Annotated in this window: 13 protein-coding genes; all 13 read left to right on the top strand. The window is 35.5% G+C overall.

What is annotated here, in order from left to right; translation table 11 throughout:
- Window positions 1–64: 64 nt before the first annotated feature.
- The 13 genes from AC3ASS_RS07090 (at window position 65) to ftsZ (ending at window position 14,877) form a co-directional block, all read left to right on the top strand.
- The gene (locus AC3ASS_RS07090) at window positions 65–1,975 is read left to right on the top strand and encodes a stage V sporulation protein D (protein ID WP_488282818.1); all 1,911 of its coding nucleotides are present in this window, start codon (window positions 65–67) and stop codon (window positions 1,973–1,975) included.
- A 201-nt stretch (window positions 1,976–2,176) separates the two neighbouring features.
- Entirely contained in the window at window positions 2,177–3,640 is a 1,464-nt protein-coding gene (locus AC3ASS_RS07085; RefSeq protein ID WP_488282817.1) for a UDP-N-acetylmuramoyl-L-alanyl-D-glutamate--2,6-diaminopimelate ligase, read from the top strand.
- Between the two features lie 89 nt (window positions 3,641–3,729).
- On the top strand, window positions 3,730–4,704 hold the full coding sequence (mraY, locus tag AC3ASS_RS07080; RefSeq protein WP_488282816.1) for a phospho-N-acetylmuramoyl-pentapeptide-transferase: 975 nt from the start codon (window positions 3,730–3,732) through the stop codon (window positions 4,702–4,704).
- The gene (gene murD / locus AC3ASS_RS07075) at window positions 4,705–6,054 is read left to right on the top strand and encodes a UDP-N-acetylmuramoyl-L-alanine--D-glutamate ligase (RefSeq protein ID WP_488282815.1); all 1,350 of its coding nucleotides are present in this window, start codon (window positions 4,705–4,707) and stop codon (window positions 6,052–6,054) included.
- Between the two features lie 83 nt (window positions 6,055–6,137).
- Entirely contained in the window at window positions 6,138–7,238 is a 1,101-nt protein-coding gene (gene spoVE / locus AC3ASS_RS07070; RefSeq protein ID WP_488282814.1) for a stage V sporulation protein E, read from the top strand.
- Between the two features lie 281 nt (window positions 7,239–7,519).
- Window positions 7,520–8,620, top strand: coding sequence for an undecaprenyldiphospho-muramoylpentapeptide beta-N-acetylglucosaminyltransferase (gene murG, locus AC3ASS_RS07065; protein ID WP_488282813.1), 1,101 nt, complete (start codon window positions 7,520–7,522; stop codon window positions 8,618–8,620).
- Between the two features lie 11 nt (window positions 8,621–8,631).
- The gene (gene murB / locus AC3ASS_RS07060; RefSeq protein ID WP_488282812.1) at window positions 8,632–9,540 is read left to right on the top strand and encodes a UDP-N-acetylmuramate dehydrogenase; all 909 of its coding nucleotides are present in this window, start codon (window positions 8,632–8,634) and stop codon (window positions 9,538–9,540) included.
- A 127-nt stretch (window positions 9,541–9,667) separates the two neighbouring features.
- Complete coding sequence (locus tag AC3ASS_RS07055; protein WP_488282811.1) at window positions 9,668–10,450, top strand: cell division protein FtsQ/DivIB; 783 nt, start codon at window positions 9,668–9,670, stop codon at window positions 10,448–10,450.
- On the top strand, window positions 10,428–11,135 hold the full coding sequence (locus tag AC3ASS_RS07050) for a DUF881 domain-containing protein (protein ID WP_488282810.1): 708 nt from the start codon (window positions 10,428–10,430) through the stop codon (window positions 11,133–11,135). The genes AC3ASS_RS07055 and AC3ASS_RS07050 overlap by 23 nt, the downstream gene beginning before the upstream one ends.
- A gap of 32 nt (window positions 11,136–11,167) precedes the next feature.
- Window positions 11,168–11,899 carry a DUF881 domain-containing protein gene (locus AC3ASS_RS07045; RefSeq protein ID WP_488282809.1) on the top strand — a complete coding sequence of 244 codons (732 nt, stop codon included), beginning with the start codon at window positions 11,168–11,170 and terminating at the stop codon, window positions 11,897–11,899.
- 1 nt (window position 11,900) lies between these two features.
- Window positions 11,901–12,281 carry a small basic family protein gene (locus AC3ASS_RS07040; protein ID WP_488282808.1) on the top strand — a complete coding sequence of 127 codons (381 nt, stop codon included), beginning with the start codon at window positions 11,901–11,903 and terminating at the stop codon, window positions 12,279–12,281.
- Between the two features lie 158 nt (window positions 12,282–12,439).
- The gene (gene ftsA, locus AC3ASS_RS07035; RefSeq protein ID WP_488282807.1) at window positions 12,440–13,714 is read left to right on the top strand and encodes a cell division protein FtsA; all 1,275 of its coding nucleotides are present in this window, start codon (window positions 12,440–12,442) and stop codon (window positions 13,712–13,714) included.
- A gap of 38 nt (window positions 13,715–13,752) precedes the next feature.
- Window positions 13,753–14,877, top strand: a complete 1,125-nt coding sequence (ftsZ, locus tag AC3ASS_RS07030) for a cell division protein FtsZ (RefSeq protein ID WP_488282806.1) — start codon at window positions 13,753–13,755, stop codon at window positions 14,875–14,877.
- Window positions 14,878–15,175: the final 298 nt, after the last annotated feature.

The following is a 15,175-nucleotide window of genomic DNA, read 5'->3' as shown; positions in this document are numbered from 1 at the left end:
CTATAGTTCTACTAGTTTGTGTACAAGCATATATTTGAACAAGCCGAAGAAGGAGGTTCAACATATGCGAGTATCCCAAGTAACCGTTAGAAAACGACTAGCAGTTGCTTTAATCGTTGGAATACTTATTTTTTTTGTCATTGATATTCGACTTGCATTTGTACAAGTCATTATGGGCGATTCCCTAACCGAAAAAGCAAAAGAATCATGGAGTAGGGAAATTCCTTTTGAACCAAAGCGAGGTGAAATTGTAGACAGAAACGGGGTAGCATTAGCAACAAACGTTAGTGCACCGACAGTATATGTTATCCCTAAACAAGTTGATAATCCGGAAGAAACAGCAGAAAAACTTGCGAATGTATTAAATATGTCTAAAGAGAAGGCGTATGAATTAATTACGAAAAAGACGATGATTGTACGAATTCCAGAAGGGAGAAAAATTTCACATGAAAAAGCAAAAGAATTGCGCTCATTAGACTTAAAAGGAGTATATATCGCTGAAGATTCGAAGAGACACTATCCGTTTGGAAACTATTTATCTCATGTATTAGGCTTTGCAGGTATAGATAATCAAGGTTTAATGGGACTTGAATTGTATTATGATAAGGAACTTAGTGGGGAAAAAGGATCTGTTCAATTTTATTCCACTGCAAAAGGCCAACGCATGGAAGATATGCCTGATGATTACGAGCCACCTGTTGATGGATTAGATTTAACGCTAACGATTGATTCAAGAATCCAAACGGTTGTAGAGAGAGAATTAGATTTAGCAGAAGCAAAATATAATCCAGACGGAATCATTGCCATTGCGATGGATCCAAATTCAGGGGAAATTTTAGCTATGGCAAGTCGACCAAATTTCGATCCAGCAAATTTCCGAAATGTTCCACAAGAAATATATAATCGTAATCTACCAATTTGGAGCACATATGAACCCGGTTCAACTTTTAAAATCATTACTTTAGCAGCAGCATTAGAAGAAGGGAAAGTAGATTTAGAGCATGAACATTTCAATGATCCTGGGTATATTGAGGTTAGTGGCTCTCATCTACATTGCTGGAAAAAAGGAGGGCATGGACATCAAACATTTTTAGAAGTTGTTCAAAACTCTTGTAACCCGGGATTTGTAGAACTAGGACAGCGTCTAGGAAAAGAAACGTTATTTAAATATATTAAGGATTTTGGTTTTGGTGAGAAAACAGGGATTGATCTACAAGGAGAAGGAAAAGGCATATTATTTAATCTAGAACGTGTAGGACCTGTGGAATTAGCTACAACGTCTTTCGGACAAGGGGTTTCTGTCACTCCAATTCAACAAGTAGCGGCTGTCTCTGCAGCTATAAATGGAGGTACATTATATACACCTTATGTTGCAAAAGAAATTAAAGACCCAAAAACAGGAAAAGTTATTATGAGAAAACAGCCTACTGCAAAGCGGAAGGTGATTTCTGAAGAAACGAGCAAACAGATTCGTTATGCTTTAGAAACAGTAGTTGCCAAAGGTTCTGGTAAAGGAGCATATATTGATTCATATCGTGTCGGTGGGAAAACTGGTACTGCTCAAAAAGCGAAAGACGGACGATATTTAGAAAATAATCATATAGTGTCTTTTATTGGATTTGCCCCGGCAGATCAACCAGAAATTGTCGTTTATGTTGCCGTTGATAATCCAAAAAATACGATTCAATTTGGTGGAGTTGTTGCGGCACCTATCGTAGGAAATATTTTAGAGGATGTATTGCCGATTTTAGAGGTAGAGCCTAGAAAGGAACAAATAGAAAAGGAAAGAACTTGGCTAGATCCTGTCATGGTAGAAGTACCAGACTTGATTGGGCTTACAAAAAAAGAACTTCAACAACAGTTGTATAACTTTCGCTTGGACATTAGCGGTTCAGGAGATAAAGTGATTCAGCAAGCACCAGATCCAGGAGTGAAGGTAAAAGAAGGGTCTACGATTCGTGTATATTTGGAATAACTTCTTATGGGGCGACAGAAAAGTCGCCTCTAATTTTCGTATAAAAAATTTTTAGTCAATCGTATAAATGTATCCAAATTATTAGTTTACCAATTAAAACTTTAAATAGCTAATTTTCTTTAAATCATGTAAAATGATAATTGCATTTCTGTCTTATATCGGCCTAAATGCTAAATTTTTTGTAATAAAGGAGAGAAAGAAATGCAACTCCAACAATTATTATCCTATCTACCTTTTTATCGGTTGATAGGGGAAGGCAATCCTACCATTACTGCTTTAGAGCAAAATCATAAGCAAGTAAAGGAAGGATGTTTATGGTTTTGTATAAAAGGTGAAAATGTAGACGGTCATCTTTTTGCCAAAGATGCAGTCAATAATGGGGCTAGTGCTGTTGTTTGTGAATATGAACTTGATATAGACGTTCCGCAAATTATCGTGAATGATTCAAAACGAGCGATGGCTATATTAGCTTCTGCCTATTACCAACACCCTTCAACTTCAATGACAGTGATTGGTGTGACGGGTACGAACGGAAAAACTTCAACAAGTCATTTTATAGAAGCCATTTTGCGATATGCTGGAAGAAAAACTGGATTAATCGGCACCATGTATACAAAAATTGATAACGAAACATTTGAAACCAAAAATACTACGCCAGATAGTTTAACGTTGCAGAAAACGTTTAAGGATATGGTAAATAAAAAGGTTGATTCCGTTATTATGGAAGTTTCGTCACATGCTTTACATCAAGGAAGAGTATGGGGGACCGATTTTAATATCGCTGTTTTTACAAATTTAACTCAAGATCATTTAGATTATCATAAAACGATGGAAGAATATAAAAGAGCAAAAAGCTTGTTATTTTCTCAGTTAGGTAATTCATATAATGGTTATAGTGAGAAATTTGCTGTATTAAATAGCGATGAGGAAGCTTCGGAATTTTTTGCAAAATGTACAGCCGCTCCGGTCATTCGATATGGTATTAAAAACGATGCAGAAATTAAAGCTGAAAATATAAAAATGAATCAAAAAGGTTCTAGCTTTGACTTAGTTACACCTTTAGGTACCGTACGAATTGAAACGAAACTAATTGGTTTGTTTAATATTTATAATTTATTAGCCGCTGCAACGGTTGGATGGTTGTTAAAACTACCACTAGCGGATATAAAAGAAGCGATTTCCACCATTAAAGGTGTTGCGGGAAGATTCGAGCTTGTCGACGAAAATCAGCCGTTTCCGGTCATAGTCGATTATGCACATACACCTGACGGATTAGAAAATGTGTTAAAAACTGTACGAGAACTTGCAAAAAATCGAATTTTTGTCGTTGTTGGTTGTGGAGGAGACAGAGATAAAACAAAAAGGCCGAAAATGGCAGAGATTGCTTGCTTATTTGCAACAGATCCAGTATTTACTTCGGATAATCCGAGAAGTGAAGATCCAATCCAAATCATTAAAGATATGGAAGAAGGAGTAAAAGGGAAAAAATATAAGGTCATACCTGATAGAAAAGAAGCTATCCGTTACGCGATTGAGAATGCGAACGAAGGTGATGTCGTTTTAATTGCCGGAAAAGGACATGAAACTTATCAAATCATTGGTGATCAAGTATTATCATTTGATGATCGCTTAGTAGCATCCAATGCTATAAAAAACTTAAAGTAACCATTTTTATTAGAGGACAAAAAATTTAATAACCTTTTGGAGCACAAGATTAGAAAATGACTCGAAGCATATGAAGGGAGGGACTGACAGTGCTCGAACAAGTGATCATTTTTACAATATTAATGGGATTTTTAATAACTGTTTTAACCTCTCCCATTTTTATTCCCTTTCTAAGAAGATTAAAATTTGGACAAAGTATTCGTGAAGAAGGACCAAAATCACACCAAAAAAAATCCGGCACACCGACAATGGGTGGATTAATGATTTTATTATCCATTACAGTCACAACCTTAATCATGACGAACAAATTTGCCGAACCAACGATGAAAACTTATTTACTATTATTTGTATTATTGGGATTCGGTTTATTAGGATTTTTGGATGACTTTATAAAAGTCGTTATGAAAAGAAATTTAGGATTAACTTCAAAGCAAAAGTTATTTGGTCAATTAGTCATATCAATCGTTTTCTTTTTAGTGTTTAAACACTATGGTTTTTCAACGGAAGTTGCCATTCCGTTTACAGATATGTCGTTTGATTTAGGTCCTTTTTATATTTTGTTGTTAATTTTTTGGTTAGTAGGTTTTTCAAATGCCGTCAATTTAACAGACGGTTTAGACGGGCTGGTGTCTGGAACGTCAGCCATTGCTTTTGGAGCTTTAGCAATTTTAGCTTGGAATATGAGCCAATTTGAAATTTCAATTTTTGCTGTGGCTACGGTGGGAGCTGTTTTAGGATTTTTAGTGTTCAATGCTCACCCAGCAAAAGTATTTATGGGAGATACCGGATCGTTAGCTTTAGGTGGAGCATTTGCGGCAATCGCCATCTTGACAAAATTAGAGCTGCTTTTAATTATTATTGGTGGAGTTTTTGTTATTGAAACATTATCCGTTATATTACAGGTCGCATCGTTTAAATTAACAGGGAAACGAATTTTTCGAATGAGTCCTTTGCATCATCATTATGAATTACTCGGATGGTCCGAGTGGCGAGTAGTGGTGACATTTTGGACGACAGGCTTATTATTTGCAGCATTGGGAATTTACGTAGAGGTGTGGTTTTAATTGAAAAAAATACCTGATTATCAACATAAAAAAATACTCGTACTTGGTTTGGCACGAAGCGGATTTAGCGCAGCTTTATTGTTACATAAACTAGGAGCTTTTGTTACGGTTAACGATTTTAAACCGATCCATGAGAATGTAGAGGCACAAACATTGCTTCAACATGGAATAAAAGTGATCTGTGGTGACCACCCGATTGAATTGTTAGATGATGGCTTTGAATTAATCGTAAAAAATCCTGGTATCCCTTATTCAAATCCAATGATTGAAGAAGCGATAAAGAGAAATATACCGATCATTACAGAAGTAGAGTTAGCTTACAAAGTTAGTGAAGCTGAATTTATTGCGATTACTGGTACGAATGGTAAAACTACAACGACAACATTGATTTATGAAATGTTAAAAATGGGGGAAATTCCTTCATACGTTGCTGGGAACATAGGAACCCCCGTTTCCGAGGTAGCCCCTTTGGTAAAACCATCGGATAAAATTGTTGTTGAACTTTCCTCCTTTCAATTAATGGGGATTCAATCATTTAAACCGAAAATTGCTATATTAACAAATTTATATGAAGCACATTTAGACTATCATGGAAATAGAGAAGCATATATTGAGGCAAAGTTGAATATTACGAAAAATCAAGAGGAAACAGATTATTTTATTGTAAACTATGATCAAGATGAATGTTTGAGAAGAGCTAAGCAGTCTCGGGCAACAATAATTCCATTTTCTGTCCATACATTTTTAGATAATGGAGCATGTATAAAAGACGGAATCGTTTATTTCAATGGAGAACCTGTCATCCATCAAAAAGAAATTGCTTTACCAGGGAACCATAATTTGGAAAATATTTTAGCTGCAATTTGTGCGGCTAAACTAGTAAATGTTCCTAACGAAGCTATATGTTCTGTTTTGAGTTCATTTACGGGGGTGAAACATCGTCTCCAATTTGTAAAAGAAGTGGACGGTAGAAAATTTTACAACGATTCAAAAGCGACTAATATTCTCGCTTCAAAAATGGCTTTATCTTCCTTTAAAGAGCCTGTTATATTACTAGCGGGAGGATTGGATCGAGGTGTTGAATTCGACGAATTCATTCCAGCGCTAAAAAATGTAAAAGCACTCATAACTTTTGGGCAAACAGCAGAAAAATTAATGAAAGCAGGTGCAATGGCAGGAATAGAAACGATTAAACGTGTCGATAATGTTGAAAAAGCCGTTCCTTTAGCTTTTTCACTATCTGAAAAAGGAGATGTCATCCTATTATCACCGGCATGTGCAAGTTGGGATCAATATAAAACTTTTGAAGTTCGTGGTGACATTTTTATTGAAGCTGTGCATAAGCTTTAATAAGGGCTTGGCTCACAGAGCAAAAAAAAGCATGAGTTTCTCGTGCTTTTTTTCGGCTCAATAAAATGTTTGGGGTGTTTCTCTTGCCTAATAAAAAGTCTGCACCTGACTTCATATTAATTACAGTCACACTTTCTTTATTAGCCATAGGATTAATTATGGTTTATAGTGCTAGTGCGGTTTGGGCGGATTACAAATTCGATGATTCCTTTTACTTTGTAAAGCGACAAATGTTATTTGCTGGAGTAGGAATTATTGCCATGTTTTTTATTATGAATGTTGATTATTGGACATGGCGTACTTGGGCTAAAATGTTAATTATTGTTTGTTTCATCTTGTTATTAATCGTGCTCATTCCAGGAATTGGAACAGTCCGAAATGGTTCTAGAAGTTGGATTGGTGTTGGCGCATTTTCGATACAACCGTCAGAATTTATGAAGCTTGCGATGATTATTTTTCTTGCAAAATATTTATCCATTTATCAAAAGAATATTACTTCTTTTAAAAAGGGCCTATTACCTTCATTAACATTAGTATTCACTGCTTTTGGTTTGATTATGCTACAACCTGATTTAGGCACAGGGACGGTAATGGTAGGAACCTGCCTTGTTATGATTTTTGTAGCAGGAGCAAGAATTAAACATTTTGTTTTTTTAGGTTTATTAGGTATAGCTGGATTTATTGCTCTTATTTTATCAGCACCATATCGTATAAAAAGGATTACTTCGTTTTTAGATCCTTGGGAAGACCCTCTTAATAGCGGGTTTCAAATTATACAATCGCTTTATGCAATTGGTCCAGGTGGCCTTTTCGGTTTAGGTTTAGGTCAAAGTAGACAAAAGTTTTTCTATTTGCCTGAACCCCAAACGGATTTTATTTTTGCGATATTAGCAGAAGAATTAGGATTTATCGGTGGTTCGTTTGTACTTCTTTTATTTGCATTATTATTATGGAGAGGAATTCGAGTAGCTTTAGGTGCCCAAGATTTATTTGGGAGTTTTTTAGCAACCGGGATTATTTCCATGGTAGCTATACAGGTGATGATTAATATCGGAGTGGTCACAGGTTTAATGCCTGTTACGGGAATTACATTACCTTTTTTAAGTTATGGAGGTTCATCACTCACCTTAATGCTCATGGCTATCGGTGTATTGCTAAATATTAGTCGATATTCTCGTTATTAAGTCATGTTAAAAACAAAATATATCATCATTTTCCAATTGTGGAAAATGATGATTTTTTGCTTTTTTAGTCGTCAATTTATGAATTATTTGAGACTTTCTGAAAGGTTTGAACACTACCTTACATTCAAATTAGCTTTTGTTTTATATCTAGTTTTTTCATTGTTTGGTTTGAAGTACTTGTTTCCCTATTATAAACGTTAGATTTATAGTAGAATTGTTTACAGTAATGTCATTACATTGGACATAATCATTGGCGTATATATAGGTAAGAGGTGAAAGTAATGAAAATTGCTATTAGCGGTGGAGGAACCGGTGGACATATATATCCTGCATTATCATTTATTCGAGAAGTTAAAAAACTTCATCCTGACTGCGAAGTTCTTTATATTGGAACGAAAGAAGGATTAGAAAGTAAAATAGTACCGAGAGAAAATATCCCTTTTGAAACGATTCATATTACGGGCTTTAAAAGAAAATTATCATTTGAAAATATAAAAACGGTAGTACGGTTTATTAAAGGAGTTCGAGATAGTAAAAAAATACTAAAACAATTTAATCCAGATATAGTCATCGGTACTGGTGGATACGTTTGTGGTCCTGTTGTTTATGCAGCTTATAAACTAAAGATTCCAACGATTATCCATGAGCAAAATAGTATCCCGGGTTTAACCAATAAATTTTTAAGTAAATATGTGGATAAGGTAGCTATTTCTTTCCCGGAAAGTGCAACCTTTTTCCCTAAAGAAAAGGTAGTCTTGACCGGAAACCCAAGAGGTTCAGAAGTATTAGGAAAAAATGGTATTCTAGGTAAAGAATCTGTTGGATTAGATAAAGAGAAACATTCGGTCCTAATTTTTGGTGGAAGTAGAGGAGCAAGACCTATTAATGAAGCAGTATTGGAAATGCTACCTTCTATCAAAAATAGAGATTATCAAATTCTTTACATTACCGGAGAAGTTCACTATGAACAAGTGATGAAAGAGGTTGAGAAATTAGGAACGATTCCAAATGTGAAAATTTTTCCTTTTTTACATAACATGCCTGACGTTCTCTCGGGAATGGATTTAGTCGTAGCAAGAGCAGGTGCAACAACTATTGCTGAACTCACTTCTTTAGGAGTTCCTTCGATTCTTATTCCTAGTCCATATGTTACGAATAATCATCAAGAAAAAAATGCAAGAGCCCTTGTCGAAAAGAATGCAGCTAAAATGCTATTGGAGAAAGATTTATCAGGAGCAACATTACTTAAAGAAATCGATTCGATTATTAATCATACAGATAAGTTAAGTGAAATGAAAGAAGCATCTAGAAAACTCGGAATTCAAGATGCTGGAGAACGTTTATATAAACTTTCCGTTTCACTTATGAAGCGGCATAACTGAGGAGGTTTATTATGAAAGACATCATTCAAGAGCTATTAAACAACAATGTTGGAAAAGTAAAAGAAAATGAGCGTTTAGAAAAATATACAACGATAAAAATTGGTGGTCCTGCAGACATATTTGTAGAACCATCTTCGATCGATCAACTAATAAAAGTAATGGAAATTGTAAAAAAACATAACATCCCTTGGAGAGCTATTGGTAGAGGTTCAAACTTATTAGTTTCCGATGAAGGGATCCGAGGGGTGGTTATACGTCTAGGAAAAGGTTTAGACCATTTAACTATTAATGGAGAAACAATTATTGTAGGTGGCGGATATTCGGTCGTTGCCTTATCAACAATGATAAGCAGAAAAGGATTATCAGGATTGGAGTTTGCTAGCGGCATCCCTGGATCTGTTGGGGGAGCTGTATATATGAATGCTGGTGCCCATGGTTCGGATATTTCCAAAATATTAACGAGAGCTAGAATATTGTTTGAAGACGGTACGATTGAATGGTTATCAAACGAGGAAATGGAATTCTCTTATAGAACGTCTGTATTACAAACGAAAAGACCAGGTATTGTCATTGAAGCTGAATTTGCTCTTAAAAAAGGGGATAAAGACCAAATTGTAGCTGTTATGCAAAAAAATAAAGAGTATCGAAAAGAGACACAACCATGGGATTCACCATGCGCCGGAAGTATATTTAGAAATCCTCTTCCTCATTATGCCGGACAATTAATCGAACAAGCTGGATTAAAAGGATATTCCATTGGTGGAGCGAAAATATCAGAAATGCATGGAAATTTCATCGTAAATACAGGTGGCGCTACAGCTAATGACGTATTATCATTAATCAATCATATTAAGAAAGTGATTAAAGAAAAGTTTAACATCGAAATGGAAACTGAAGTTGAAATCATAGGAAATAAATAGAAACGATTTATTCTAATAAAACGATTTTCTTATGTTATAATGACAGTATTCTTTAAACGATCAATTAAAAATAAAGGATGAAAGGATAGTTTTTAACAGATAGGGTAGCTATGTAGGGGGTATATGATTGAAAAATAAAGTCGTATCCATTGAAGATCGAATCCCGAAACTGAAAGAGCAAAGGAAAAGAAGAGCTAATCGACGCCTGATCACTCTTTTAAGTTTGTTTTTCTTACTTATCGCTGCAGTTGCCTATTTTCAATCCCCATTAAGCAAAGTCGGAAAAATAATGATTAGTGGTAATCAATATATTCCCGGTGAAATGATTGTTTCAAAAAGCGGCCTATCGAAAGATACCAATATTTGGAGCATAGATAAAGAAAAAATAAAAGGAAAAATTCTGAAATTGCCAGGAATAAAAGATGTGTCATTATCCATTGTTCTACCAAATTCCATTTCTATTGAAATTAAAGAGTACAAACCAGTTGCTTTAATGGAAATTGAGCAACACTTTTATCCTATATTAGAGAACGGAAAAATACTTAAAGATGAAAAAACGGAAAATATTAATATTTCGATGCCGATTTTGAAAAAGTTTGAAGAGGGAGAGGCTTTAAAAGAGGCCATCTCTCAACTTCTCAAAATGAATCTCGAAGTAAAAAATTCGATTTCGGAAATTATTTACGCTCCGAAAAAAACCGATCCTTTTCGCGTTGTCATTTTTATGAATGACGGATTTGAAGTTCATGCCACTTTAAGAACGCTTGCAGATAAAATGAAACATTACCCTTCAATTATTAGTCAATTAGATCCTTCAAAAAAAGGGATTATTGATTTAGAAGTAGGAACTTTCTTCAAAGAATATGAAATGGCAGGTGAAGAAGAGAATGAAAATGAAACTGAAAGGTAAACACGTTATTCTCTCCTTTGTTTGCCTTGTTTTAGGTTTTTTAACCTCTTTCTCTTATCAATTGGCAAAAGAAGAACGAGCAGAAATTACTTTAACTGATAGTCAATGGAATCGTAACTATCAGTTGCGTAATCAAATTAATGAAAAAGAAAAAATCAATAATCAACTGCAGCAAGAGCTAATTCAAAAGCAAGAAAAAGTTATGGAAATTGAAAAAGAACTGGCGAATGAAGAAAATACTTATTCTAAATTGGCTAAAGAAGTTGAGAAATTACGGATGTTTTTAGGAAAAGTGAAAGTAAAAGGTAGCGGGATCGTTGTTACATTAGATGATGCGGATTTTAATGCGGACGTTGAAAACTTAAATGATTATATTGTGCATGAGCAACATGTGTTTAAGTTAATTAATGAGCTATTTATATCAGGTGCATCCGCGATCTCAATTAACGGACATCGTATCACAAAGAATTCTTATATTGTTTGTAACGGACCAGTCATTACGGTGGACGGGAATCAATCTGCTGCACCGTTTGTGATTCGTGCTATCGGTGATGCGGAAGTATTGGAGTCTGCTCTATATATGAATGGCGGCGTTAGGGACCAGCTTGTTAGCGATAATGTCGTTTTTACTTTAGAAAAAGTAGATGAAATCGTAATGGAACCCATTTTAGGAAGCGGTTCTTAAGTAAATCATTGTGATGAAAGTTTGGTGAGAGTTTGGAAAAGAATCGATACATTGCTAGTATAACTATCGTATGTATTCTTATTGGTTTCATGGTCGCTATTCAATTTCAAACCGTAAAAGAACCCGTTGTAAGAGATACGAGGGATATTTTAAAATTAAGGGAAGATTTAAAAAAGGCACAAGAGCTTCAAACAACATTATTACAAGAAATTCGTTCGGTTGATGAGAAAATCTATCAATATGAATCCAATCTTATTGGCAATAAGGAGCAAATTTTATTAGAAACGTTAGAAGAATTAAAGGAAGAAGCAGGCTTGACTGAGGTCAAGGGACCAGGAATTGTATTAAAAATAGAGCCTGTATACGAACAATTGCTTCTTGGTCATGATGCTCCTACTGTTACTCCATATTTATTAAGCCGTTTAATTAATGAACTTAATATGTACGGGGCAAAAAGCATATCAATTGCTGATCAAAGAGTTATACATACAACTGTTATTCGTGAAATTCAAGGTGAAACAAAAATTGACGGCTTTCCTTTGCGGAAATTCCCAATTGAAATTAAAGTTATAACAGAAAATTTACAAGTTGCAGAAAAACTATATAATCGCATGAATATTTCTGAAGCAGCCGAGGCCTTTTTTATTGATAATTTACGTGTAAATGTTTCGCCACCGGTGAAATCGTTGACTATTCCCCCATATGAAAACTCCATTCATGTAAAAAATTTAAAACCTGTAAAAGAAGAAGGAGAAAGTACTTAATATGTGGCTTCCCATTTTAGGTTTAGTTGTTGGTGTTGTACTTGGATTATTAACAGATTATCGAATTCCAGAAGAATACTCGAATTACCTATCAATTGCTGTTCTAGCGGCATTAGATACGTTGTTCGGGGGGATTCGTGCACACTTGCAAAATATTTATGATGAAAAAGTGTTTGTTTCTGGTTTCTTTTTTAATATTTTATTAGCTGCAAGTTTAGCTTTTCTAGGCGTACATCTTGGTGTAGACTTATATTTAGCAGCTATATTTGCATTTGGTGTTCGTTTATTTCAAAATATTGCTGTTATTCGCAGAATATTATTAACAAAATTAACTGCAGCCTCTGAAAAAAGTAAAAATTTTGACGAAATAAAGAGGGAATAATGTAATAAAAGCGAATATTTTATTTATATAACTGTTACATTTGTAATGATATTTTCGTTTATACGAATCCATTAGTATACTATAATAGTAATCATCCAAGTGAGAAAAATTGATATAAATTGTTGTTCACATAAAATGGAAAAAGGAGGTGCCAAAGAATGAACAGCAATGATATATATGTTAGTCTTGACATCGGTACATCCACTGTGAAGGTAATTATTGGTGAAATGGTGAATGATTCTTTAAATATCATCGGTGTTGGGAATGTTGAGTCTAAAGGATTGAAAAAAGGCTCTATTGTAGACATAGATGAAACGGTTCATTCGATTCGACGTGCGGTCGAACAGGCAGAAAGAATGATGGGGATGGAAATACGGCAAGTTTATGTCGGTATATCCAGCAACCTTGTAGGAATTCAAAATTGCCACGGCATTGTCGCAGTTTCAAGTGAAAATAGAGAAATTGGTGATGAAGACGTACTACGGGTAATTGATGCGGCTCAAGTCGTTTCTATTCCTCCGGAAAGGGAAATCATAAACGTCATTCCGAAACAATTTATTGTGGATGGTCTTGATGAAATTAATGATCCTCGCGGTATGATTGGCGTCAGATTAGAAATGGAAGGACTTATCATTACTGGTTCTAAAACAGTTCTACATAATATCCTTAGATGTATAGAAAAAGCAGGATTAACGGTCGTTGATGTTGTATTACAACCATTAGCGGCTGGTTCCATCGCTCTTTCTAAAGATGAAAAAAATCTGGGAGCTGCACTCATTGATATTGGAGGAGGCTCAACAACTATTTCGTTTTTTGAGGACGGACATATCAAAGGAACTACAGTTATTCCTGTAGGCGGGGATCATATTACGAAAGATTTGTCTATTGGACTTCGTACGACGACAGAAGATGCAGAACAAATTAAAATGAAGTATGGACATGCCTTTTATGATCTCGCCTCAGAAGATATTACTTTTTCAGTACCGATAATAGGAAGCAATCAGCAACAAACATTTAATCAGCAGCAAATCTCAGATATTATTGAAGCTAGATTAGAAGAATTATTTGAAATTGTTTTACAAGAACTGAGAAAATTAGGAGCTCGCGATGTTCCGGGAGGATTTGTCTTAACCGGTGGTGTCGCTAATATGCAAGGTGTGCTTGAATTAGCACAAGCAGTATTCCAAAACAGGGTTCGTATCGCAATTCCAGATTATATTGGTGTACGCGAACCTCAATATACAACAGCAGTAGGAACGATTAAATTTGCTTACAATAATGCTAGATTAAATGGAAGAATGATGGAATCATCTGTCGTCTTCACCGAAACAAAAGAAAAACGGTCTGGAAAACAGACGCCGAAAAACAATGGGACGAAACAGCAAAAAGAAAAAAGATCATTGAAAAAAATCCTTGGCTATTTCTTTGAATAAGCCATTTGGGAAGGAATATCTTATTAGGAGGATTTTACATGTTGGAGTTTGATACAAATTTAGATCAATTAGCAACGATTAAAGTTATCGGCGTCGGCGGCGGTGGAAATAATGCTGTTAATCGAATGATTGAACATGGCGTACAAGGCGTTCAATTTATCGCCGTTAATACTGACGCTCAAGCTTTAAATTTATCAAAAGCTGAAATAAAAATGCAAATTGGTGCGAAATTAACACGCGGTCTAGGTGCCGGTGCCAATCCTGAAGTCGGTAAAAAAGCTGCTGAAGAAAGTAAGGAACAGATAGAAGAAGTTTTAAAAGGTGCGGATATGGTATTTGTGACTGCAGGAATGGGAGGCGGTACAGGCACTGGGGCAGCACCTGTTATCGCACAAATTGCTAAAGATTTAGGGGCATTGACCGTTGGTGTTGTCACTCGTCCATTTACTTTTGAAGGTAGAAAAAGACAAACACAAGCGTCTGGCGGAATTAGTGCGATGAAAGAAGCGGTTGATACACTTATTGTCATTCCAAACGATCGCTTGTTAGAAATCGTAGACAAAAGTACCCCAATGTTAGAAGCTTTTAGAGAAGCAGATAATGTCCTTCGTCAAGGAGTTCAAGGGATTTCTGACTTAATTGCCGTACCTGGACTTATCAACCTTGACTTTGCGGACGTAAAAACAATCATGTCAAATAAAGGATCTGCATTAATGGGTATCGGTATTTCTTCTGGAGAAAATCGTGCGGCAGAAGCTGCTAAAAAAGCTATTTCCAGCCCATTACTTGAAACATCCATTGAAGGTGCCCAAGGTGTGCTCATGAATATCACTGGTGGAACTAATTTAAGTTTATATGAAGTTCAAGAAGCTGCTGATATTGTTGCATCTGCTTCTGACCAAGAAGTTAACATGATTTTTGGTTCTGTCATAAATGAGGACTTAAAAGACGAAATCATTGTAACTGTTATCGCTACAGGATTTAAAGAAGATGTGGCGAAACCGAAACCAACTCAATTCGGTCAACCAAAAATGAATGTTTCCATGAAAAGAGAATCTTCTAACTTTGATGTTACGGAAGAACAAGGTAGAAGTAATGTACAATCACAAGAAGATATGTTAGATATTCCTACATTCCTTAGAAATCGAAATAGAAGAAGATAATTTCTAGAAACGTGTTCTTTTTAGGACACGTTTTTTATTTTGAGCGTGCCCAGCTAAGCTGTTATCTGCTAGTTGGTGCAAGTCCAACCCGAGTAAGTGCCAAGACGCTCGGTAGCTGACAGGCAACTGGTGGAGAAATCCTAAGGTTGAAGCCCTGTGACAAAGTAACTCTCTTGGAGAGTGCGAGCAAATCAGCAGACCGTAACATAAAGTGAATCCTGCCGCCTCGTCAAAAGAGACCTCCTATGGAGGACAAAGGGAAGTCGAGCCTGGTTAGATTGGGCGAAGACCACGGAAG

Source organism: Bacillus sp. JST-5, assembly GCF_057747715.1.
Note: the sequence above shows the minus strand (reverse complement) of the source record. Positions and strands in the feature narration are given on the sequence as shown.